Source organism: Pantoea sp. 1B4 (genome assembly GCF_016925765.1).
Taxonomy (GTDB): domain Bacteria; phylum Pseudomonadota; class Gammaproteobacteria; order Enterobacterales; family Enterobacteriaceae; genus Pantoea; species Pantoea agglomerans.
Genome location: NZ_JAEUWZ010000003.1, coordinates 167,129 through 190,243 on the forward strand (window position 1 = coordinate 167,129; position 23,115 = coordinate 190,243).

Sequence of the window (23,115 nt, forward strand, 5' to 3'; positions counted from 1 at the left end):
TGACCATGAAATCCATCAAAACTTTCGTTGCTGTTGCTGCACTTTCTCTGATTTCATTCGGTAGTTTTGCCCAGACTGTTACCGCTACCGCTTCTACGCTGGATGCTGCTGAAGCGAAAGTCGCGGCACAGGCCAAAGATTCAGGTGCATCCTATAAAATTACCGGCGCACGCGTTGATAATCGAGCTTATGTCTCTGCTGAACTGATCAAATAACATTTAACCCTCCAATACGATGAGGCTGCCATTACGGCGGCCTTTTTTTATTATGCAGGAAGCATAAGTTCGTCTGCTCAGGTTCAGCGTCTCTGATCCCATTACGATTGTTGCAACCGAGCCCCGTAATTTGCCGCTTCGCTTACTGCCACCTGCCGTGGTGCAGTCTGTGCGACAGTGAATAAGGAGAGATGAAACATTCTTTGAACAATGCTAGCGTGTGCGCAACAATCTTATAAAACGGAGCTGCACATGCTGACTACCATAATATACCGCAGCCATATTTCAGATGACTTTCCCATCAGAACTCTGCCCGCGATGGTCGACAACGCCAGCAAAATAAATGCAGCTCACGACGTGACCGGCATCTTATTATTTAACGGTACCCATTTTTTTCAATTACTTGAGGGTCCGGAAGCGGGCATTAAGGCAGTCTATCAGAGAATTTGTGCAGATCGACGGCACCACAATGTGGTGGAGCTGATGCGCGACTATGCGCCTTACCGCCGCTTTGGTAATGCGGGCATGGCACTCTTTGACCTGCGTGAACACGATCGCTCGTCGCTCCTGCAGGCTGTGCTGGATAAAGGGACGTCAAAATACCGTCTGACCTATGATGATCGGGCACTGCAATTCCTGCGCACGTTTGTAGAGTCTCGTGAGAAAGAGAACTACTACGAGGTCCTCCCGCCGGGTTACTGGGAGTTTATTTCTGAGCACAATGATGTGCCGGACTCCCGTCCGGAGACAGAAGGCGTCAGCTTCCGCCCGGTGGTGGATCCCCTCGCTCGTCAGGTTACAGCGATTGAAGCGACCACCCTGAGGTCTGCTCCCGCCGACGACACCTCAGGTGATCAGCTTTATGTTAACGATCTGGAAACCGTGAAAAAGACGTTTGCCCATGCTGGCCTGGTCTGCCCGGACGGTATGACACTGTACGTCAGCCTGCTGCCTATGACGCTGGTGGTGATACCCGATGCCGTCGATCATATTGTGACCGCTATTAAGCAGGCGGGACTGGTTCCTGAGCAGGTTGTAGTTGGCGTAAGTGAAACCGCAGTGATCTCGCAGCTGGAAGCGTTCTCTGAAGCTGTACGCGCGCTAAAAGCGGTCGGAATCAGTCTGTCGATCGACAACTTTGGTGACGGCTCCGCGGGATTGTCATTGCTGACTCACATTCAGCCCGACCGCATTCGTATTGATGCCGGTATCACCCGCGACGTTCATCGCAGTGGACCAAAGCAGGCGGTGGTTCAGGCGATTATTAAATGCTGTTCAGCACTGGAAATTACCGTTATCGCGGCAGGGATCGTACAGGCAGAAGAGTGGATGTGGCTGGAGGCTGCAGGTGTGATCAACTTCCAGGGCACGCTGTTCGCAGCCGCAGGGCGCTATGAAGCACAATCCGTTGCCTGGCCGGAATACCGGGAGGCGATGTAACACTCTCTGTCCCAACGGTGATAAAGCGGTACGTCAGCGCGAGGCCGCTTTCTTCACCAATGTCCTGCAGAGCAGCATCAAAGCCGCAGCGGCCCCGCTAAACGCCTCCCCTCCCCCCGCGCCCCCATCGGACCCGTTCTTGTGACAGGGATAACGGCAGCGCATTCCTGATGGTTCCGGCCATACCTTAATCTCTGTACTCATTCTGGCTTAACTCTATTTGATAACCACTGTAGCGAGTAAAGTTACCTGTTTAACTCTTCCAGTAAGCAAATCAGTGGCGGATCCTTCTTTAGGATCAAACTTCATCGCCTATCCACTGTAGCGAGTAAAGTAACGATATTCAGGGTTCGGAAACCACTGTAGCGAGTAAGCAGAGCAAGTAAATCGTCATCCGTCCTTCTAAATTGCAGCGCGAAGGCGCATTACCCTTTGTTTCAGGTACTCCAGGTACGGTTTCATTCAGTCATAACCACTATAGCGAGTAAAAAAACCGATCTCTCTCTCAACAATGAATTTTGCCCCTTGATTGCACAATCCGCCTTGTGTGGGGCCTTGCAAAGGTGCTTTTAATAATGCTGCTAAGCTCTATAACTGCAAAAACCTGAAGCACGGCACACCGTTTAACGGCTGTGGCGAGTAACCATTTATAGGTGTGGGCATTTGGCAATTTAACAGGAAGTCTTTTACTGACAGTGCAATAAATGATAGTGAGTGCTTACTATATTCAAGGTAACCACTATATCGAGCATAGGCCAGTGACAATAACAACCACTATAGCGAGTAAGCTCCTCATTTCTGCTCCCAATTAACAACCACTGTAGCGAGAATATCTCATTCATCAGCGCCAATATCTGAACATTAACTGACCGCTTTAGCGATAAAAAAACCTGATAACCACTGTGGCGAGTAGTTTACCCACCCTGGGTGGATGAAAGGGAGATGAAAAAGCGCGGTAACGGAGGAGATAACCACTATAGCGAGAAGAGTAATAACACCGAATTTCCTGCACAGCCAGCGTGAATACTTCATGACGGGCGCACTTTCTGTGCCGTGATCAGGCGGGTAACCACTATAGCGAGTAAATATTGGGGCTCATTCTGACTATTGGGCTTTTTGAGACAGCTCTCCCGGGAGAGCCTAACCACTATAGAGAGTAAACACAGCACCGGGCTCAATTCAGGCCCTGTCGATGGGGAGTGATTAATAACGCGATTAACCTGTTCAGACAGGCGTTACGTATGTTGCTGTAGGGCTGCTAACCACTATAGTGAGTAACGTTACTTGCTACAGTGGTTATTGGCTTTCAGCCCGGTGTTCCCGATAAAAGGTTGAAAGCGGAGTAGCATGTTTACAGAAAGCGTGTCATTGCTTCTTCTGCTTCCTGATTTTGTTCAGTAGCTCTTTTTCCTCACGCGAGACCATAACCAGCTCACTGCTATCCTCTTCAATCACAGGTTCAGGCAGGCTGACGTCAATTACGTCGGAATCGATATCAAGATCGTCAAACTCATCCATCTCATCATCGATCAGGCCTGACTTACTGAGCGGCAGTTCGGCCGGGCGCAGCTTAGGATGACGGTAATGAACCCAGAAGTAGACTGATGAGCCACGTCGGGTTTCGGTGTAGTCGAGATAGCCGATCTCTTTTAACTGCTCCATGGCCTTTCTGACGGTGGCATTCTGGGTAATCACACGCGATGTCAGGTTAAGTCTTGCGCGCAGACGCGCCATAGATATCGGCGCAGGCTTCGGCGGAAGGCTTTCAATGAAGGTGTAGAGCGCCTGAGCAGACTCTTTGCGTGCCAGCTCATTGATGGCTTTAAGCTGCAGCAGAACCTTTCTGTCGAACTGATACAGCTCAAAGATCTTGGGATCGGCCTGCAGCGTTACCGTGTCCTTCTTGATGCTGTATTTCGCAGACTGCACCAAGTGCGTCGTGTAGTTCTCTCCGCCCTTGCTGGTAAAAGTCAGGGTGTTAGAGGCAATACGCGTCAGCGAAGCATCCAGACGGCTCCTGAGCTTCGAGGAGAGACGCACTGAGGGTATGCCGCATAGTTTGGCAAATTCAACGAAAGAGAGCGTTACCGTGTCTCCCAGACACTCATGCGTAGCGAATGCACGAATGATCCCGACCCAGGTTTTGAAATCATTATCCATATCCAGGCGGGCACCCAGAATCTTAATGTTGTCATAGCCTTCTGACCTGACCAGGGATAACTGTTTAAGATCCTGGGTCACATCCATGGCGTTCATCTGGTTTTTCTGACTGCGCGCTGTGGATTTTAACGTCGGAACAAATAAACCGAGTCGCATCAATGCTACCGGCTGGACGGTGTTGTTACTGTTGGGGGTAAGAGTAACAACTTCACCTGTACGTTTATCTGTTTCGCTAAACGCATCAGCTATGTTCAGGATATCTGGTTCTTTTCTTGGCATTAGGAAGATCCGTGATGTGAACAGGCGAGAGCCGCTGTTACTCGATACAGTGGATACTATCACTCACTACAGCGGTTAATCTACTTACCATAGTGGTTATTTCTCTCGATATAGTGGTTGTTTTACTCGTTATAGTGGTTAGCGACCCGGCTTTAACGTAGTCATACCGTGGCCTGAGGCGGTGCTGGGATCTTTAAGGAACTTAATAAGGATCTTAAATGGATCTGTTATTGGATCTATTCAGTGGATAACCTGAGAAAACTAACTGAAAAAGAGTCGAGCCACCGCCCTCCCCCCTTTACTGGATCTCACTCTTTCATCGCAAGCACCCTGGAAGAAGCCGTCATCTACGCATAATCAGGGTTATGCACACCGATTCAGGCCATTTACTCGCTATAGTGGTTGTTGAGTACTCGCCAGCGCGGTTGCTTTTCTCGCTATAGTGGTTGTTATACTCGTTATAGTGGTTATTCTTCTCGCTACAGTGGTTACTGACCTCCTTCCAGGCCTTGTGTCACAAGGCTTCAGACGCTGCAGGGATCTGTTAAGGATCTCAATTTGATCTATTGAGGATCGACCAATTGGATCTGGCCTGTGGATAACGGGGATAAAACACACAAAACAAAGAATTAGTTGAGAGTCCCAGTCAGAAGTGATTTTCACCTTCAGTTCTGAATGTGCGGTTTATCAGAAGCACGACTGAGAAGGTCTTTTACTGCTAAAACGATCTAACGCTGAGCATAGGTAAGACTGGAATGTTGCATACACCTATAACCATTAAATCTTTAAGGTTATAAGTTTAAATCAGGCCTCAGAAAATCGGTCAGTGAAAATACAGAAAACTCACCATGACATTAATCGCCTATCTATTTGATAAATAATGAATTATTTTTCATTTTCATGATGAAAACACCATGCGATTTTTACTTAACGTAATATCTTTGTTTTGTCAGTACTCAGAATCTGTCAGACATACTAAAAAAAGCACTTAAAATAACGTTCCCGGAATAAATTAATAAGGCGCCAGTGAAGGAACAACAGGAAGAACGACAGTAAGAAAAAATGCTTTCGGCATAATAACTTAAACTAATAAATAGGCTTAGCATGAATGAAGTAATTTCAGGAATGTAAGAATGACATGAAGATGAAGAGATAGTATCCGGATCTGAATCAAGCACAGCAGAGCGTTAATTCTGACTGTCCGGCATAGCTACATTATGGTGACTTGCCCCAATTAATATTGCTCTAAGCCTTGCCGCATTAAGCCTGTTCTCTACTCCTACTCATGCTCTAAAATCGGCAGTCTTAACTCTTCCATGATTTTGATTCGTGACATCACATAATGATGAAGGGAATTAAATCCCTATCTTTTCTGGATTAAGCCTTGCAATAAAAACCCTATGCGGAAAAACGCCTGACATTATGTTGACAGGCAGCAACGCAGATTATGAACGCTACATAATGACAAGGCATAAAAGGTATAGATTTGGAAGCAGTGATCTTAATTTAGCAATGATAGCGGTAACGATTACTTGCGTACTTTACCGTTATGCCTACTCCTTCAGGTTCAAAAGCACTGTAATAGCTTCTGAGTAAAACTCTACGTCAGCAGTAAATGTTGAGTGAAAGTGCATTAATCCTGGAAATTTTTCACCAGGCCATTTCACGCTTAATTAAATGATTTATAATAACTTTTATTGAATTTTCATGCTGAAAACACCATTAAAAAAACACGAAAACAATTTAACGAGCAACCTGCAGACTGGCAGATGATTTATCAGAATCGGAATGCACCGCTCCGAATCATTAGTCCTTAAAATATTCGTTTAATGTCGCCATTTTAAGTTATCTGTCTCAACCAGCCTGTAAGACAAAAAAGCAGAGCGATTCACTTTCCAGTGATTCACAAAAGTAATGCTGCTTGCATCTCACCATCGCGGAGAAAAAATCCAAGTTTTTGGCATTTTTCTAAAAAATTGGCAGATATGTGCTTTTTGTGTAGTATGCAAAAAACATTAACGCAGAGGGGCTTATGAAGCGTGATTATGGTGGAGTGCTGGAAATGGCCACACGTGCCAATTCCATGTTACATGGACTGAGTAACCATATTGAGCAGCAGCGTCAGGAATTTAACCAGACCGGTTTTTACCAGACCTTCTCCCGGAATGCTGTCGCCAACATGCCATTGCTGAGTAAGCATGCTGTTGTCGCCGCAATTGGTGATATGGAAGCAGCAGGTTATCAGTTTGGGAAAAAACAGACCGGCAGCACCTCACAATATGCCCTGACTATACAGAATGTGGTCGACATCTATCAGCATCGTAAAGTACCGAAATATCGCGATCGGCACGATGGCCCCTTTGTCGTATTCGTTGTCAGCCTTAAAGGTGGTGTCTCAAAAACAGTGAGCACAGTCACGCTGGCCCACGGTATGCGTGCACATCCTTCTATGTTACATAATGACCTGCGTATTCTGGTTATCGACCTGGATCCACAGGCATCAAGCACGATGTTCCTGAGCCATACCAACAGTGTCGGTTCAGTTCTGGAGACGGCAGCGCAGGCGATGCTGAACGATCTGGATGCAGACCAGCTTCGTAAGCAATTCATTAAACCTACTGTCATGCCCGGCGTTGATGTGATCCCAGCCTCTATCGACGATGGTTTTGTTGCAAGCGACTGGGAAGAGCTGGTTGCTGAGCATCTGCCAGGCGTTGCGCCTTCGGAAGTACTACGCCGCAACGTGATTGATCGTCTGGCGGGTGACTACGATTTTATCTTCCTTGATACCGGACCTCACCTTGATTCATTCATGCTGAATGCAATTGCGGCCAGTGATGTATTGCTGACGCCGACGCCTCCTGCACAGGTCGATTTCCACTCCACCATGAAGTATCTGACGCGTCTGCCTGAAATGCTGGAGCGTATTGAGTCCGAAGGCATTGAGCCACGGCTTAAAGCCAATATCGGCTTTATGTCCAAAATGACCTCTAAACACGATCACCTGACTTCGCAAAGCTATGCCAGGGAAGTGTTTACTAAATCGATGCTCGACTGCAGCCTGCCGCGACTGGATGGATTTGAACGCTGCGGCGAATCCTTTGATACGGTGATCAGTGCCAATCCCTCCTCTTATCCGGGCAGTGCGGACGCTCTGCGCAAAGCTAAATATGAAGCCGAGCAGTTCTCAAGGGCTGTGTTTGACCGCATTGAATATATCAGGAGTACTCTGTGAGCAAACCTATACAGCGCATCGGGCGCAAGTTTGGTGATTCTGCTATCGCAAACATGATCGACAGCAGCAGCCAGTCGCGCACATTTACGCTGAAGTCGGGCGCGAAGGCCACCTTTGTGCGCCAGCTAATCCTGCATGATGATATTGAAACCAGAACCAGCGTTGACCCAAAAATCAACGGACGTGACCAGAGCACGCTGACGCCGGAATCGCTTCAGGAGATCACCCGTACTATTACGCTGCAGCAATTTTTTCCGGCTATTGGTCGTGTCAACGGTGACCGGATTGAAATCATGGATGGTTCGCGCCGCCGCGCCGCATGCATTCTTACCGGTGCCAGTCTGGAAGTACTGGTCACCGCTGATGAACTGAGCCTTAGTGATGCGCGTCAGCTGGCTGCGGACATTCAGACAGCAAAAGAGCATAACCTGCGTGAATTAGGCCTGCGCTTTATGCTGATGAACGAAAATGGCATGAGCAAAACAGAGATTGCTAAAGCAGAAGGCATCTCAAACGCAAAGGTCTCACGTGCGTTCCAGGCCGCAGCCGTACCCGCTGAATTTATTGAACTCTTTCCGGTCGTATCAGAGCTGACACTTCAGGATTACCAGCTACTGCTCGATGTCTGGGAAGAGGCGAAAGCGGAAGCGGTTGATGTCACCGCGCTGGTCAGCGATATTAAGCAAACGCTTAAAGCTGATGATTCCCTGCTAAGCGCCAATGCGGATGAGAAGAAGAGCGCGATTCTTAACGGCTTTAAAAGCGCCCGTCGTCAGTTAAAAAAAACCTGCACCCGTCAGCAAGACGGTGACGGAAAAGCTGGCTACTTTTACCACAGCTAATACCTATGCGCGTCGTAAAACTAATGATGAGAAGCGCACTGTGCAGTATGAATTCAGCCGTCTGCCAAAAGAGATTGCTGAACAGATCGACGCGTCAATCAGACAGATACTCTCCACATTAAAATAATCCTCTTTACGTTTTTGATACCAGAACCGGCCTCTGTGCCGGTTTTTTTAATTCTTTCCTCCACCGGCCTCCCGACAGTGCAATCCGCATCTTATCTCTTCGCCTGATAACGACTTCTGTTAATTACGCATCATTTCCGCAGGGTAATACTTGAACTCAGCACGGTTTATCGCTATAGCTAAAACGGTTTAGCTATCAGGTTTAATCAGAGGAGTTTTTTTATGTCAGTACGCGTATGGTGCCTCGGGGATGCCGTGGTTGATTTGCTTCCCGAAATGCCGGGTCGCCTGATGCAGTGTCCGGGTGGGGCGCCCGCCAATGTCGCCGTTGGAGTTGCCCGTCTGCAGGGAAACAGTGCTTTTATCGGGCGGGTAGGGGATGATCCCTTTGGTGAGTTTATGCGGCAAACGCTCATTGAAGAGAAGGTTGAAACCCGCTACATGATCGCTGATACGCAGTACCGCACTTCAACCGTGGTGGTCGGATTGGATGACCATGGCGAACGTTCCTTTACCTTTATGGTGAGGCCGAGTGCTGACCTGTTTCTTGAGGTGCAAGACCTGCCCGTATTCCGGCACGGGGAGTGGCTGCACTGCTGTTCGATCGCCTTATCAGCTGAACCTTCACGCACGGCGACCCTGACTGCCATGGAGCAGATCCGGGCAGCAGGCGGGCATGTCAGTTTCGATTTAAATCTGCGTCATGACCTCTGGCCCGATCCGGAACTGCTGCATGCGGTGGTGAACGAGGCGCTGAGCCATGCGGACGTGGTTAAACTGTCCGACGAGGAACTCAATTTTCTCTGTCCGGATCAGGAACCGGCTATCACCATGCCGCAGCTGGCAGTGCGATTCAGCATAAAATTATTGCTGGTCACGCGGGGCAGGGAAGGTGTGATCGCCTGCTATCAGGGCCAGCTATACCACTATGCTACTTCGCCCGTGGCCAGCATCGACACCACGGGCGCAGGTGATGCCTTCGTGGCCGGATTACTCTGGGGGGCTGGCTAAGTCGGGTCTTCCTGCCGATGAATCGCAGCTGGCCATCTGCCTTACCAGTGCACAACGCTGCGGTGCACTGGCAACCACGGCTAAAGGGGCCATGACAGCACTTCCGCGGCTCCACCAGCTGGACGACCTGCCAGGCTGATTATCTTATTGTCCCTGTTTTGGGAGCTATCTCACAATCACTAAACCGGTTTAGCAATTTTCATTGCGCAGGGAAATTACCCGTGGCTATGATTTGCGCCTAAACCGGTTTAGCAAAAATCCGGTGATGATAGCCTCTCTTCAGGGACATAAAAAAATGAAAAAAAGCACGTTAGCAGTGAGTCTCTCAACGATATTACTTTCCACATCAGTCTGGGCCGACTCCAGTATGAGCAGCATTGAAGCACGCCTTGCGGCCATGGAGCAGCGACTGCAGGCAGCCGAGCAGCGAGCGAATGCAGCGGAAACCCGCGCACAGGTCGCGGAGAAACAGGCACAGATGGCTGAGAAGCAGGCACAGCAGCTGGCTGCCGTGCAACAACAGACCCAAAACTCCACCGCTGAGGTCGCGCAGCGCACCGCGAAACTGGAACAGAAATCAGCCGATGAAGGTGGCTTCGAGTTCCACGGTTATGCCCGTTCAGGATTGCTGATGAACAGCTCGGCCGCCAAAACTCAGGGTGGCCCGACCGTTACCCCTGCCGGGGAAACCGGCGGTCACGTTGGTCGCCTTGGTAATGAACCGGATACCTACGTTGAGCTCAACCTCGAACATAAACAGACGCTGGACAACGGCGCGACCACCCGTTTCAAAGCGATGCTGGCCGATGGACAGCGCACCTACAACGACTGGACAGCCGCCAGCAGCGATCTCAACCTGCGTCAGGCGTTTGTCGAGCTCGGGCAGCTTCCCACCTTCAGCGGCGCATTCGATAACGCCACGGTCTGGGCCGGTAAGCGTTTTGATCGCGATAACTTTGATATTCACTGGATCGACTCCGATGTGGTGTTCCTTGCCGGTACCGGTGCCGGTATTTACGACATGAAATGGAGCGATCAGGCGCGCAGTAACATTTCCCTTTATGGTCGTACCTTTGGCGACATCGAAAACAATGAAAACACTGCGCAGAACTACATCCTGTCGCTGAATAACTTTGTCGGGCCGGTGCAGCTGATGGTCAGCGGTATGCGGGCCAAGGATAACGACGATCGCCGTGACATCGACGGCCTCAGAGTCAAAAGCGATGCGGCAGAAACCGGCGTACATGCGCTGCTTGGCCTGCATAACGACAGCTTTTATGGGCTGAGAGAAGGCACGTCGAAAACTGCACTGCTCTATGGTCATGGACTGGGCGCAGAAGTGAAGTCGATTGGTTCTGATGGCGCACTGTTGCCGGAAGCGGACACCTGGCGTCTGGCGAGTTACGGTATTACCCCGCTGGGCGGTGGCTGGCACATTGCACCTGCTTTACTGGCTCAGCGTAGTGACGATCGTTACGTCAAAGGTGACAGCTATGACTGGGCGACAGTCAACCTGCGGCTGATTCAGGAAATCACCCAGAACTTTGAGATGCAGTATGAAGGCTCTTATCAGTACATGGATCTGCGTCCCGAAGGCTACAACAACCGTAATGCGGTCAGCGGCAGCTTTACCAAACTCACCGTTGCGCCAACCCTGAAAGCCGGTGATGTCGGTGACTTCCTCAAACGTCCGGAAATTCGTCTCTTTGCAACCTGGATGAACTGGGATCACCGGCTGGATAACTATGCCAGTGACGACGCTTTCGGCAGTAAAGGATTCGATGCCGGTGGCGAATGGAACTTCGGCGTACAGATGGAAACCTGGTTCTGACCGGGCGGCCCCGGATGCCGGGGCCAGAGATCAGGATGGATAAAAACATAACAAGATTGAGGTGTGTATGGACTATGTAAAAATATCGCGGGCATTGCTGCCCCTGCTGGGTGGTAAAGAGAACATCGCCAGCGCTGCTCACTGTGCCACCCGGCTGCGGCTGGTGCTGGCCGATGATGAAAAAGCGGATACCACCGCGATTGGCCGGATTGAAGGCGTTAAAGGCTGCTTCCGCAATGCGGGCCAGCTTCAGGTTATCTTCGGCACCGGCGTGGTGAACAAGGTCTACGCTGCCTTTATCGCCGAGGCGGGCATCAGTGAATCGAGCAAATCTGAGGCCGCTGATATAGCCGCACGTAAGCTCAACCCTTTCCAGCGCATCGCCCGCCTGTTGTCGAACATCTTTGTGCCGATCATTCCGGCGATTGTGGCATCAGGTCTGCTGATGGGCCTGCTGGGGATGGTCAAAACTTACGGCTGGGTCAATCCGGAAAATGCGCTCTATATCATGCTGGATATGTGCAGCTCGGCGGCCTTTATTATCCTGCCGATCCTGATTGGCTTTACGGCTGCCCGCGAGTTTGGTGGTAACCCGTTTCTTGGTGCGACACTGGGCGGCATTCTCACTCATCCGGCGCTGACCAACGCCTGGGGCGTCGCCGCCGGTTTCCACACCATGAACTTCTTCGGCATTGAAGTGGCGATGATTGGCTATCAGGGCACGGTGTTCCCGGTGCTGCTGGCGGTCTGGTTTATGAGCATGCTGGAAAAGCAGCTGCGTCGGGTTATCCCGGATGCGCTGGATCTGATCCTGACCCCGTTCCTGACGGTGATTATCTCCGGCTTTATTGCGCTGCTGATTATCGGTCCGGCGGGTCGTATGCTGGGTGATGGCATCTCCTTTATTCTCAGTACGCTGATTGCGCACGCCGGCTGGCTGGCAGGACTGGTGTTTGGTGGACTCTATTCGGTGATTGTGATTACTGGCGTCCATCACAGCTTTCACGCTATCGAAGCCGGACTGCTGGGCAATCCTTCCATCGGCGTGAACTTCCTGTTGCCTATCTGGGCGATGGCGAACGTGGCTCAGGGCGGTGCCTGTCTGGCCGTATGGTTTAAAACCCGCGATGCGAAGATCAAAGCGATTTCGCTGCCTTCAGCGTTTTCCGCGCTGCTGGGGATTACCGAGGCGGCTATCTTTGGTATTAACCTGCGCTTTATGAAACCCTTTATAGCGGGTCTGGTGGGTGGCGCGCTCGGTGGTGCCTGGGTGGTGTCGGTCCATGTTTATATGACTGCGGTCGGGCTGACCGGTCTGCCGGGCATGGCGATTGTCCAGGCGGGCTCTCTGCTCAACTATGTCATCGGCATCGCAATCGCGTTTACCACTGCGTTTGTGATCTCTTACCTGCTTAAATACAAAACGGATTCTGAATAATGGCCTCATCAACACGTCTTGCCGCCATTCTGCAGGCGGTGATGCAGAGTATGCCAAAGGCGCTCAGCGACAGCCACTATCCTGGCTGGCATCTGGCACCGGTAACCGGCCTGCTAAACGATCCCAATGGTTTTATCCATTTCGACGGTGAATATCATCTCTTCTATCAGTGGAACGCGCTGGAGTGCGCGCATCAGCAAAAATGCTGGGGACACTGGCGCTCAGCCGATCTGCTGCACTGGCAGCATCAGCCCATCGCCCTGATGCCAGACGAGGAGTATGACCGCGGCGGTTGTTACTCGGGCAGTGCGGTAGACGATAACGGTGTACTGACGCTGATCTACACCGGCAATGTGAAGTTTGATGATGGTTCACGCACCGCGTGGCAGTGTCTGGCGCAGCAGAACAGCACCGGTGGTTTCGACAAACTCGGCCCGGTTATCGCCGTGCCGGAGGGCTACACCGGCCACGTTCGCGATCCCAAAGTGTGGCGTCATGAAGATTACTGGTACATGGTGCTGGCCGCGCAGAATACCCAGCTGCAGGGCAGGGTGCTGCTGTTGCGTTCTGATAATCTGCGCGAATGGCAGAATCTCGGCGAGATTGCGGGCAGCGAACTGGGCGGGCTGGACGCCGCTGGCTACATGTGGGAGTGCCCGGACATGTTCACCCTCGGCGACAGCACCTATCTGATCTGCTGTCCGCAGGGTGTTGTGCCTGAAGAGAAACGCTACCTGAACAGTCACGCCTGCGCCTGGCTCAGTGGCTCGCTGGATTATCAGCAGCCTGCCTACCTGCATGGCCCGCTGAACGAAATGGATGCCGGTTTTGAATTCTATGCACCACAAACCACGCTGACCGCTGACGGCCGGCGTCTGCTGGTGGGCTGGATGGGAACGCCAGACGGTGAAGAGATGGCCCAGCCAACTGTGGCGCATCACTGGATCCATCAGATGACCTGTCTGCGTGAACTGAGCTCCCGCAATGGCCGGCTCTGTCAGCAGCCGATTGCAGAACTGCAGGCGCTGCGGGAGAGGGAACTGCATTATCAGGGCCGCGCCGATGACGCGCCGCCGATCGCCGCGCAGCGGCTGGAGCTTGAGCTGGAGAGCCTGGGCGATATAGAACTCAATTTCGCCGATACGCTGATCCTGACGTGGCAGCAGAATGAACTGCGGCTTGCCCGTCGCAGCCTGGTATCGGGTCAATGGACCTATCGTTACTGGACAGGGGCTGCACGCCGGTTGCAGATCCTGTGTGACCACTCCAGCGTTGAGATCTTCATCAACGACGGGGAAGGGGTGATGAGCAGCCGTTATTTTCCGGACCATCCGGCGATGCTAACCCTGCGCGGTCGCGCAGAACTGCAGGCCCGCTACTGGTCGTTACGTCGCTGCATGGTAGAATAAGCCCTTGTTTCACTAACCGATGCCTTGCCGTGAGAAAAACCAAACGCGTTACCATCAGTGACATCGCCGGGCTGGCTGGGGTTTCTAAAGCCACTGCCAGCCTGGTGCTCAACGGCCGTGGCGAAGAGTTACGGGTGGCGAAGGAGACGCGTGAGCGGGTTCTGACACTTGCCCGGGAACACCATTATCAGCCCAGCATACACGCCCGTATGCTACATGACGCCCGCAGTCATACGCTGGGGCTGGTGGTGCCGGAGATCACCAACCACGGCTTTGCGGCCTTTTCCCATGCGCTGGAAAATCTCTGTCGCGCCGCCGGTCTGCAACTGTTGATCTCCTGCACCGATGAAAATGCCGGTCAGGAGATGGCCGTGGTGAATAACCTGGTGGCGCGTCAGGTCGACGGGTTGATTGTCGCCTCCAGTATGCTGAGCGACAGCGACTATGTCAGCCTCAGCGAACAGCTGCCGGTGCTGCTATTTGACCGCCACATGAACAATACAAGGCTGCCCTGGGTCATCACCGACTCTGTGACGCCCACCGCTGAGCTGGTCGAAAAGCTGGCGCGCACCTGTCCGGAGGAGATCTACTTTCTTGGCGGACAGTCTGACCTCTCCCCGACCCAGGATCGTCTGACGGGATTCAAAGAGGGACTGATGCGGGCGGGTGTGACGCTGCGGCCGGAGTGGATAATTCAGGGTAACTACCATCCCGGCAGTGGCTATGAGATGTTTGCCGCGCTCTGTCGCAGGCTGGGACGCCCCCCCTAAAGCGATGTTCACCGCCGCCTGCGGTTTGCTGGAGGGAGTACTGCGCTACATGAGCGAGCATAACCTGCTGACCAGCGACATCCGCATTGCCAGTTTTGACGATCACTATCTCTATGATTCACTCTCCATTCCGATCGACACGGTTGAGCAGAATGTCCCGGCACTGGCGCAGGCCTGCTTTTCTATGCTGACCACGATGATCGCTGGTGAGGATCCCGCTGACAGTCAGCTTATCCTGCCCGCCACGCTGCGGCTGCGCGGTTAACCGCCGGGCGTTGCAGTGCTTTACCATTCGACCGGCAGGGCGCTGACGCCGCGCAGATTAGCTCTGTGGTTGCGGCGAACGCCAGCGGCCACGGGCCGCATCTCTGGCAATCGCGTCAGTAATACTTCCAGCGCCACCTCCATTTCCGCCAGTGCCAGCCGGTAGCCCATACAGTGATGTATACCGCCACCGAATGCCAGACAGCGCCCCTCATGCCGCCGGATATTCAGCCGTTCCGGAGAGGTAAATACCAGCGGGTCGTGATTAGCTGCACCAAGGCTAAGGAAGAAGCGGGTTCCGGGCGGGATGAGCTCTCCTGCCACCTCAATCTCTTCCAGAGTCGTGCGGTAAAGCATCTGGACCGAACTGTCGTAGCGCAGACATTCCTCTATGGCATCGGGTATCAGCGCATGATTCTCCTTCAGGCTCGCAAGTTCCTGCGGATGAGCATGCAGGGCCAGAATGGTGTTGCACAGCATGTTTGACGTAGTTTCATGACCGGCAAGAAACAGCAGTATCACATTGGCGATGATCTCATCGTGATCCAGCCGGTCGCCGTCACTGCCGCTGCGCAGAAAAAGCGACACCAGATCGCTGGCGGTGCTGTCACATCGGGAGACGATCACGGCACTGAAGTAACTTTCCAGTACGGCAAAAGCTTCAGCGGCTTTCAGCAAATCCGCCTGACTGATTTGAGGATCGAAAACCCTGACCAGCGCAGAGGTAAGGCGACCCAGTTCTGGTGCATCAGATTCTGAAACATCCAGCATCCGGCAGATAATGCGCACCGGTAGCGGAAAAGCGAATGCCTGAGCCAGATCGCAGGCACGACGCCCTTCCAGTTCATTGGCTATCGTCAGCGCCATCTCCCGAAGAGATTTAATCTCCCGGGCGCTGAACGCCTTCATAACCAGTCCTCTTAACCGGTTATGATCGGGTGGGTTCAGCACCAGAAACATTCTGCTGATACCCTGAAACAGCGGCAGTCCGGCTGCATCATTACCAAATCTTACTCTGACACTTTCCATATAATTTTTACCGACCCGCCGGTCGTTCAGCAGGGCGTCCACCACCGCGTGGCTGCCGCTGATGATGATCTTATCTCCGGCAGGGATAAGCGGTCCCTGCTGATGCAGTTTTCGATAAAGGGGAAAGGGATTGTCAGAGTAGTCGGGGTCCATGAGTTCATGAAGCTGCATAGCGTTCTCCGCTGATAGAGGATTAGTGCTGGCGCTGAATGCGGGAGAGGGAAGCGAACAGGCTGTTTTTATCACTTTCACTGAGGTGAGGTGCCGTGAGGTGTGACATCAGAAATTCTTTGTCCTCCTGCGAGAAGGCGCCAGTCATCAGGCGCTGGCTGATCGCCGTCAGGAGCTGGGTATCCAGCTGTTGTATCTGCTGTCTGGTCTCGGTCAGATCCCTGACAGGAACAGCGCTGTCTGGTGATGAGAGCCAGTCAGCCCGATAGCGATACTGGATCGCCTTGCTGGCGTTCATCAAAGCGTGAACAAACGGCTCCACGGAGTGGGGGTCAAGCCCGGCCTGTTGTGCGTTTTGCAGCATATGATCCAGCACCACCTGCTCCCGAGGCAGATCCTCAATAGGTAAATGATGCAGTGCTTTATAACCCGCCACCGCTTTCATCACCTGCATCCGTTCGTTGAGCGAGGTAGAAAGCGCCCCAAGAGAGACGGATGAGACTGTACCTGCGAAAACGTTACTGCACATAAACATTGAAGAGAAAAAAATTGCCATAAAGTGAGTCATTTGCCTGCCCCATAAATGAAAACTGGCACTAATTTAGGCATGAAAAAATAACTAAATGTGATTATTTTGTTTTCAAAATGTGAATCACAAGGCGGGTCAGTAAAATGAGAACAGGTCATTAATTTTAAAGTTATTTTTTATCTTTATGGTCATTAAAACTTCACATTAATTTGCAATGCTGGCGGGTTGATTGGATATGACGTCTGAATGGATTCCTCCTGATGCAGGTGGCGTTGCGCCATTTACGTCATCTCTGTGATGCCAGAATGATTTTACGAGGCATGCCGGGTAGTGCGCACAGGAAAGCGCCATGCCGATCAGGGTTCAGGTATAATATGTTCCGCGAGTGTGGCCGTTTTTTTAGCAGCAAAACGAGGTAGGTATGTCTGTATCCGAAGCTACTACCGGTGGTAAAAGTGTCGCGGCGTTAGTTGAGAGCCTGGAAAAACAGGCGGCAAAACGTTCAGACGCGAACTGGCACGAAGGTCTGAAAAGCAGCACCAAAATCGCACTGGAAAAAATTAATGGTGCGTTTGCTGCAAAATGGATCAGCGCAGACGAGAGCCTGAGCCTTAAGCAGCGCGTTTACAGTGTGCAGGATAAGTTGATTGAGCTGGCTTTATGGTGATTTAAATTGCCCGTCGGCCCGCACGTAAATCGGCAGGGGTAAAAAAACTGATATTTCAGCACGCAGCGTCGCCCGGCATTTTGCGCGCTGCGCAGTGAAGGGGTATTACCGGGCAGAATGGTACCGGTCAGCAGTGCCTTCTCACCATAATGATGATGAAGCTGCTGCAGCAAACGCTGCTGAGCGCGCGTGGCGAGTCCACGGCCCTGATAAGCGGGCATAATCACCTCATCCATAATCTGAAACCCCTCAATAAAGGTCAGTCGCCGGGGGGACACAAATCATCAGCCCTGCCACTATGCCCTGCCAGATAATCAGAAACACATGTCCCGCGGCGATATCCTCCCGTAATTCCTGCCTGCTGGTTGCCAGTAGCTGATCGCGCAGATGCGGCAGCGTGTGCCAGCTGGCACGATAGGCGCGGTTAATCGCCGTGATACAGGCGGGATAATCCTTCCGGCGGGCTGTCACCAGTGAAATATCTTCGTCGACAGGAACAGAGAGTGAAGCCAGGTCGCTGAGGAAAAGCAGTTGATCGGTTATACCGATGTCAGGATAAGTCGCAGGCAACAGGATGCGCAGCTTCAGAGGTTTCAGCGGCTGCCATGCCTGCATAATGGCGCTAGCGACCCTGTAATCGATGATGCCGTCACGCGCAACAACCTCAATAAAGGGCTGTGCAGGATCGCCACCCAGATAGCGCGGCCCGGTGAGATAACGCTGGCCGTTTATCGTCAGTTCTCGCTGCAAAAAGGCGTGCTGGGGCAGACCGGTTTCACGCCATGGAAAGGCGGCAGAAAAATGGTGATCGTGGCATCGTGTCTGCTGCTGCGCCAGCCAGCTGGCAAGCCAGTCGCTGAGACGTTCAGATGAGACAGGAACAGTACGGTAGAGCGACACCATATAATCCAGCATAAGATTCCTTATTGCCCGCCGTCAGTGATCTCCTGCCTCGCTCCGCGATACATCTGTACCTTTGCCGGATTGCAGATGAGGCTGATGAGAGTGTAAACGATGTGCTCTGTTTATGACCATCTCAACCTCTCAGTCAGCACCATTACATCCCCTCTGCATGACGGCTCTGGACCTGCCAGACGGTGCAATGCTGACAATGTGAGCAGGTATACGTCATCTTCTGCGATCGCTTATCGTCGCCACCCTCTGAGCTGCATTAAACATGGGTTACGATCTATTCGGGTCTGGCTGGATTTCGTATACATGGTCAAATTAATTGATGAAATAAGGCAGGGTTGCCCAAAAATTTAAATGGGAAATAGATGCGAAATTTTTACGTAAATAATACGGAATCAGATAATCGGCAGCCGATAAATGGATTATGATAAAGAGGCTTTTCAATAATTATAAAATGTCCGATCTTTTTAACACCCGGGGGTTACATGGTTCATATTGATTTATGCACCCAGGAGGGCGTGATGAAAGCTTATGCTTTTCAGACGCCGATGCAGGCAATGACCCTGCTGGAAAAAATTAAAAATGATGAATTTCAGTGGTTTAATCTGGAGTGGGAAGGGCGCCGCTATACCTGTCCGCATCATTTTATTAAAAGGCTCAGCAGCCGCTCTTATATTAAATCGTTCTGGCGTTAAATTCGCTTAAAAGATAAGGCTGATGCACAATTACTTATTATTGATGCAGGTTTTATTTAACTGTTCTACGCATATTTTTAACGTAATGATAAACGGGGCAGAGCCTGCCCCGTTATTTTCAGCGACCATATGGCGTTGTTATCACGGTCAGCGGTAATAATAGTGCGTCATCTGCACAGATACCGGCCTGCTCAGTATCATTATTACCGCTTAATCATTTTCTGCTGTTGCTTATCAGGGCTATCGAAACGCTAAACAATCCTTTATGCAGGGCTGGACGGTTGTGTGCTGCGCCCGGCAATGCGCCGTGATCCTGTGTAAATCATCTTCTGTTCGGCCCTTGACGTGAAACGTCTACTGTTACACTCAGATGACACTTAATCCGGATCCCGACTGCAATGCCCCATGAAAAAATGCGCCTTCGCTCGCTGCTGACTTTGCTTTCCATCGGGGGCGTCATTCTGACCTCCGGTCTGCTGCTGAGTGCGCTGCTGCTGTTTCAGAAGGCCAACATCGAAGACAGTCTGCTTGAAGGGAACATTGCCTATGCCCGCAAGCTGGCTGATACCACCGATCGTTACCTGGCGACAGCACAACGTGAACTGGCCTGGAGTGCGTCGCAGATCAAGGGGCTTAGTGATATTAAACGACTGGAAGGAGAGAGCGATCGCCTGCGAATGCAGTCGGGTTTTTTCAACTCGGTGGTGGTGGTAAATCATGATGCCATTATTGCAGCAACCTCACCCGATAGTCTGAATCTTATTGGCGTGAAGCTGCACTCACTTGCCAGCCTGCAGGCCATAGCGACCCAAAAGCCTTTTATCTCTGCTCCTTTTACCTCCGCGGCCGGTAACTATGTGGTGTTTTTATCACAACCTCTGTTCAGCGAAGATGGCCGCTATCTGGGCTACATTGGCGGGACTATTTATCTCAAGAAACAGAGCATGCTGAGCGAAATCCTGAGCCAGCATTTCTATTCCAATGGTTCAACGGTCAGCGTGGTCAGCAATGAAGGGCTGATTATTTTCAGTCATGACGCGGCGCGCGTCGGAACAAAGATGCTGCTGAGTCTGGCACTGCAGAAACGGCTCGCCACGACGGAAAGCGGGCATTTCACGCTGGAGAGTGAGGGGCAGCACTATCTGACCGGCTATGGCACACTGCATAAAACCGGCTGGAACGTTTTTATTACCGGCACCTCTGAAACGGTCAGGCATATTCTGATGCGCACGGCAGAAAGCGCCGTCTGGTTCGTTCTGGGCATTATTGCCGTAACAGCGGCCATTATTGCCTTTATGGCCGGTCGAATCGCCTCTCCACTGGAAAAGCTGGCGGACAGAGTGCGCGATGGCGGCAGCGAAGCCCAGGCGGAATCTCTCGCCACGGTTAAAACCTGGTATTACGAGGCTGATCGACTCAAAGAAGCCGTGCAGGCTCATCGGCACGCCGTTGCGGGTCATCTTGCCGCGCTAAACGATGAAGCGATGACCGATCCGCTGACCGGGCTCTGCAACCGACGCGGATTTTCGGCGCTGGCGGCGCAGTCAGACAGTGAGCATGAACAGTGTGCCATCGCCATTGATATTGACCATTTTAAGAAGATAAACGACTGGTACGGGCATGACGCGGGCGATGCGGTTCTGGTGAGCCTGGCAGCGTTGCTGCGTCAGGCTTGTCGTACCGGCGATATCGTCAGCCGGTTTGGCGGCGAGGAGTTTATTCTGCTGCTGCCGCATACCACGCTGGCTGATGCCGTCCGCACCGCGGAACGCATCCGTGAGACCGTCAGCGCCACCACCTTTCCGTTTGCCGGAACGATGACCATCTCAGCCGGGGTGGCTTCGCGGAGCGATCAGGATAGCGATCGCGACTCTCTGCTGCGGCGTGCCGATGAAGCGCTTTACGAAGCAAAAGCCGCCGGACGTAATAACGTCATCATTGCCGGAGCTGAGGGGTCCAGCGTGTCTGGGTCGGCCGGGTAAGATTCCGGGGTGGGTGGGACAGGCTCAGCACTTACTGCGTAATCGCCAGCCGAGCCACTCATCCAGTGCCGCTTCCGGCAGCGGCCTGGAGTAGAAAAAGCCCTGCGCCTGGTCGCAGCCGAACTCAGTCAGCGCCGTAACGGTTTCCGCATTCTCCACGCCCTCAGCCAGCACCATATAATCGAGATCTTTAAGCATCGCAATAATACTGCGGGCGATGACGCGCGATGCGGTGTCAGATGAAATTTCGCTGATCAGTGAACGGTCCAGCTTGATCACATCCAGCGGAATGCGCCGCAGATAACTGATGTTGCTGTAGCCGGTACCAAAGTCATCCAGTGAAATACCGAATCCACGAAGTTTCAGCATCTCAAGCCCCCCGCATTGCGGTCGCGCTCTCCAGAATCCGTTCCGTCTCCAGACACTCAATGCCCAGCAGCGAAACCGGGAGCTTCGCTCTGATCATCTGCTCTTCCAGCTCGTCGGCAAAACCGTCACGTGAAAAATCGCTGCTGCTGACGTTAATGGTGATGGGCAACTGAATATAGCTGTTGCGCAGCCGGGAGAGCCGGGCGATGGCGTGCTCTGTCACCCAGGTGGTCAGTTCGCTGAGCAGCTCGGTTTGCACGGCAAAGGGTAAAAACTGTGCAGGAGACAGTTCGCCGCGCTGCGGATGCTGCCAGCGGATCAGGGCCTCCAGGCCAATCGGCTTGCCGCTGTGCAGACAGATTTTAGGCTGATACGCCAGCCATAATCCCTTATCCTGGCGTATCGCGATGGCCAGGTCATGCATCAGGGTAAAGTCCTGCGTATGGCGCGTATCAGTGGCCTCGCTGAAAGGCATCGAGGCGACGTCGCGTGTGATGGCCTCGTGCAGCGCGCTGACCGCACGCCGCAGGATCTCCTGGGCAGGCATCTCCCCGGTATTGAAACTCGCCTCACCGGTGTGGGTCATCAGTGCAACCGACAGCCCATCGCCGAGATCCGCGCTGATCCCGGCCAGCTTGTTTGCCACCCAGTTAGCAGTGAGTCTGCTCTCCTGACGTGTCAGCAGGGCAAAGCGCCCGGTGGCTACGGTGTAGAGCATCTCTCCTGGCGCAGGCCTCAGGCGCAGCGGCAGCAGTGTCGCCACATCTTTCAACAGGCTTTCAACCGGCCCCATGCCCATTGAGCGCGCAAGCTCGTAGGCGCGCGGCATATCGATACAGTCAATCAGCACCAGCCGCCGTGGCGTGGTGTCACCGGAGGCGGCAAGAAACTGCAGGTCGCGAATCAGACGCTGGCGGTTGGGCAGACCGGTTACCGGGTCGGCAAAGCCAGCCGAGTACCAGGCCTCAAGAAATGACATCACCAGTGCCGCCAGCATCTTTAGCATGGCGACCTGATCCGCATTAAAGGGATGAGGCGCGGTGTCAGTCACGCACAGCGTACCCAGTATCAGACCTGTGCTGCTTTTAAGCGGTACGCCGGCATAAAAGCGGATAAAAGGCGCGCCAACAATCAGCGGATGCTCAGCAAAGCGGGTATCCAGCAACGTATCGGGTACTACCACGGTGCTGTCACTGTCCACTGCATGCCGGCAGAGCGAGTCCTGCCGGGAGGATTGAGTGAGTGTGAAATTTTGCGCAGCCTTAACATGCTGCATCTCATCATCCAGTACGGAGATAAAGCTGCCGGGTATACCGAGTGCCTGGCTGGCCAGCCGGACGAACTGTCGCAACACATCGTCACGACTTTCGTCGTTACTGCGCAGCGCGTGCAGGGTTCGCGTGCGGCAATCGTCGCCGCCGCTGAGACTCATAAGCATGGATTCCTCCGCACCGGCTGGTTACGGAGCGAAATTAAACAGAAAAATTGAAGGGTATGATGTCATGACTACAGGCAAATTCTGCAAAAAAGAAAGAGTCATGACCATTTATTTTTTATCCCACTGCACGGCATTGCTGGTCAGAATAGCAAATCACTTTTCTTTAACGAAATATTTTAGTAATCACGATTCTATTATTTTGTCGTTAAAAACTTTTAATTTCTTAAATATCCTGCCAGTATACAGAGTATAAACATAGTGCACTATATAATAACGCACTAAAGTAGATGACATAATTTATTT

The 23,115-nt window shown here is 52.3% G+C and carries 13 protein-coding genes and 4 pseudogenes; 12 read left to right on the forward strand and 5 right to left on the reverse strand.

Annotation, left to right across the window (positions count from 1 at the left end; genetic code table 11):
• Window positions 1-5: 5 nt before the first annotated feature.
• Both JNO11_RS20525 and JNO11_RS20530 read left to right on the forward strand, forming a co-directional pair.
• A complete protein-coding gene (locus tag JNO11_RS20525; RefSeq protein WP_325177766.1) occupies window positions 6-215 on the forward strand; it encodes a DUF1471 domain-containing protein in 210 nt (69 codons plus the stop codon).
• 252 nt (window positions 216-467) lie between these two features.
• Entirely contained in the window at window positions 468-1,655 is a 1,188-nt protein-coding gene (locus JNO11_RS20530; protein ID WP_325177767.1) for a diguanylate phosphodiesterase, read from the forward strand.
• Between the two features lie 1,365 nt (window positions 1,656-3,020).
• On the opposite strand, the gene JNO11_RS20535 is transcribed toward JNO11_RS20530, so the two are convergent.
• Window positions 3,021-4,094 carry a RepB family plasmid replication initiator protein gene (locus JNO11_RS20535; RefSeq protein ID WP_010256943.1) on the reverse strand — a complete coding sequence of 358 codons (1,074 nt, stop codon included), beginning with the start codon at window positions 4,092-4,094 and terminating at the stop codon, window positions 3,021-3,023.
• Between the two features lie 2,032 nt (window positions 4,095-6,126).
• Here JNO11_RS20535 and JNO11_RS20540 point away from each other — a divergent pair.
• From JNO11_RS20540 to JNO11_RS20570, 7 genes and pseudogenes are all read left to right on the forward strand, one after another.
• Window positions 6,127-7,329: an AAA family ATPase gene (locus JNO11_RS20540; RefSeq protein WP_010256940.1), complete on the forward strand. Its 1,203-nt coding sequence runs from the start codon at window positions 6,127-6,129 to the stop codon at window positions 7,327-7,329.
• Window positions 7,326-8,298, forward strand: a pseudogene (locus JNO11_RS20545) (ParB family protein). The gene JNO11_RS20540 and the pseudogene JNO11_RS20545 overlap by 4 nt, the downstream one beginning before the upstream one ends.
• 221 nt (window positions 8,299-8,519) lie before the next feature.
• A pseudogene (locus JNO11_RS20550) lies at window positions 8,520-9,447 on the forward strand (aminoimidazole riboside kinase).
• 156 nt (window positions 9,448-9,603) lie between these two features.
• Window positions 9,604-11,139 carry a carbohydrate porin gene (locus JNO11_RS20555; protein ID WP_064689869.1) on the forward strand — a complete coding sequence of 512 codons (1,536 nt, stop codon included), beginning with the start codon at window positions 9,604-9,606 and terminating at the stop codon, window positions 11,137-11,139.
• A 67-nt stretch (window positions 11,140-11,206) separates the two neighbouring features.
• A complete protein-coding gene (locus tag JNO11_RS20560; RefSeq protein ID WP_010256928.1) occupies window positions 11,207-12,577 on the forward strand; it encodes a sucrose-specific PTS transporter subunit IIBC in 1,371 nt (456 codons plus the stop codon).
• Complete coding sequence (locus JNO11_RS20565; RefSeq protein ID WP_325177768.1) at window positions 12,577-13,986, forward strand: sucrose-6-phosphate hydrolase; 1,410 nt, start codon at window positions 12,577-12,579, stop codon at window positions 13,984-13,986. Before JNO11_RS20560 ends, JNO11_RS20565 begins: the two co-directional genes overlap by 1 nt.
• A 29-nt stretch (window positions 13,987-14,015) precedes the next feature.
• Window positions 14,016-15,021 (forward strand): annotated as a pseudogene (locus JNO11_RS20570) (substrate-binding domain-containing protein).
• 20 nt (window positions 15,022-15,041) lie between these two features.
• On the opposite strand, the gene JNO11_RS20575 reads toward JNO11_RS20570, so the two are convergent.
• Together JNO11_RS20575 and JNO11_RS20580 are read right to left on the reverse strand one after the other, a co-directional pair.
• Window positions 15,042-16,220, reverse strand: coding sequence for a cytochrome P450 (locus JNO11_RS20575; protein ID WP_325177769.1), 1,179 nt, complete (start codon window positions 16,218-16,220; stop codon window positions 15,042-15,044).
• 22 nt (window positions 16,221-16,242) lie between these two features.
• A complete protein-coding gene (locus tag JNO11_RS20580; RefSeq protein ID WP_325177770.1) occupies window positions 16,243-16,788 on the reverse strand; it encodes a chorismate mutase in 546 nt (181 codons plus the stop codon).
• 382 nt (window positions 16,789-17,170) lie between these two features.
• On the opposite strand from JNO11_RS20580, the gene JNO11_RS20585 reads away from it, so the two are divergent.
• A complete protein-coding gene (locus JNO11_RS20585; RefSeq protein WP_010256916.1) occupies window positions 17,171-17,416 on the forward strand; it encodes a hypothetical protein in 246 nt (81 codons plus the stop codon).
• 249 nt (window positions 17,417-17,665) lie between these two features.
• On the opposite strand, the gene JNO11_RS20590 is transcribed toward JNO11_RS20585, so the two are convergent.
• Complete coding sequence (locus tag JNO11_RS20590) at window positions 17,666-18,331, reverse strand: N-acetyltransferase (RefSeq protein WP_325177771.1); 666 nt, start codon at window positions 18,329-18,331, stop codon at window positions 17,666-17,668.
• A gap of 518 nt (window positions 18,332-18,849) precedes the next feature.
• On the opposite strand from JNO11_RS20590, the gene JNO11_RS20595 reads away from it, so the two are divergent.
• Both JNO11_RS20595 and JNO11_RS20600 read left to right on the forward strand, forming a co-directional pair.
• Complete coding sequence (locus JNO11_RS20595) at window positions 18,850-19,023, forward strand: hypothetical protein (protein WP_010256913.1); 174 nt, start codon at window positions 18,850-18,852, stop codon at window positions 19,021-19,023.
• A 398-nt stretch (window positions 19,024-19,421) separates the two neighbouring features.
• A complete protein-coding gene (locus JNO11_RS20600; protein WP_325177772.1) occupies window positions 19,422-21,005 on the forward strand; it encodes a sensor domain-containing diguanylate cyclase in 1,584 nt (527 codons plus the stop codon).
• Window positions 21,006-21,029: 24 nt separating this feature from the next.
• Here JNO11_RS20600 and JNO11_RS20605 read toward each other — a convergent pair.
• Window positions 21,030-22,812, reverse strand: a pseudogene (locus tag JNO11_RS20605) (GGDEF and EAL domain-containing protein).
• Between the last annotated feature and the right edge of the window lie 303 nt (window positions 22,813-23,115).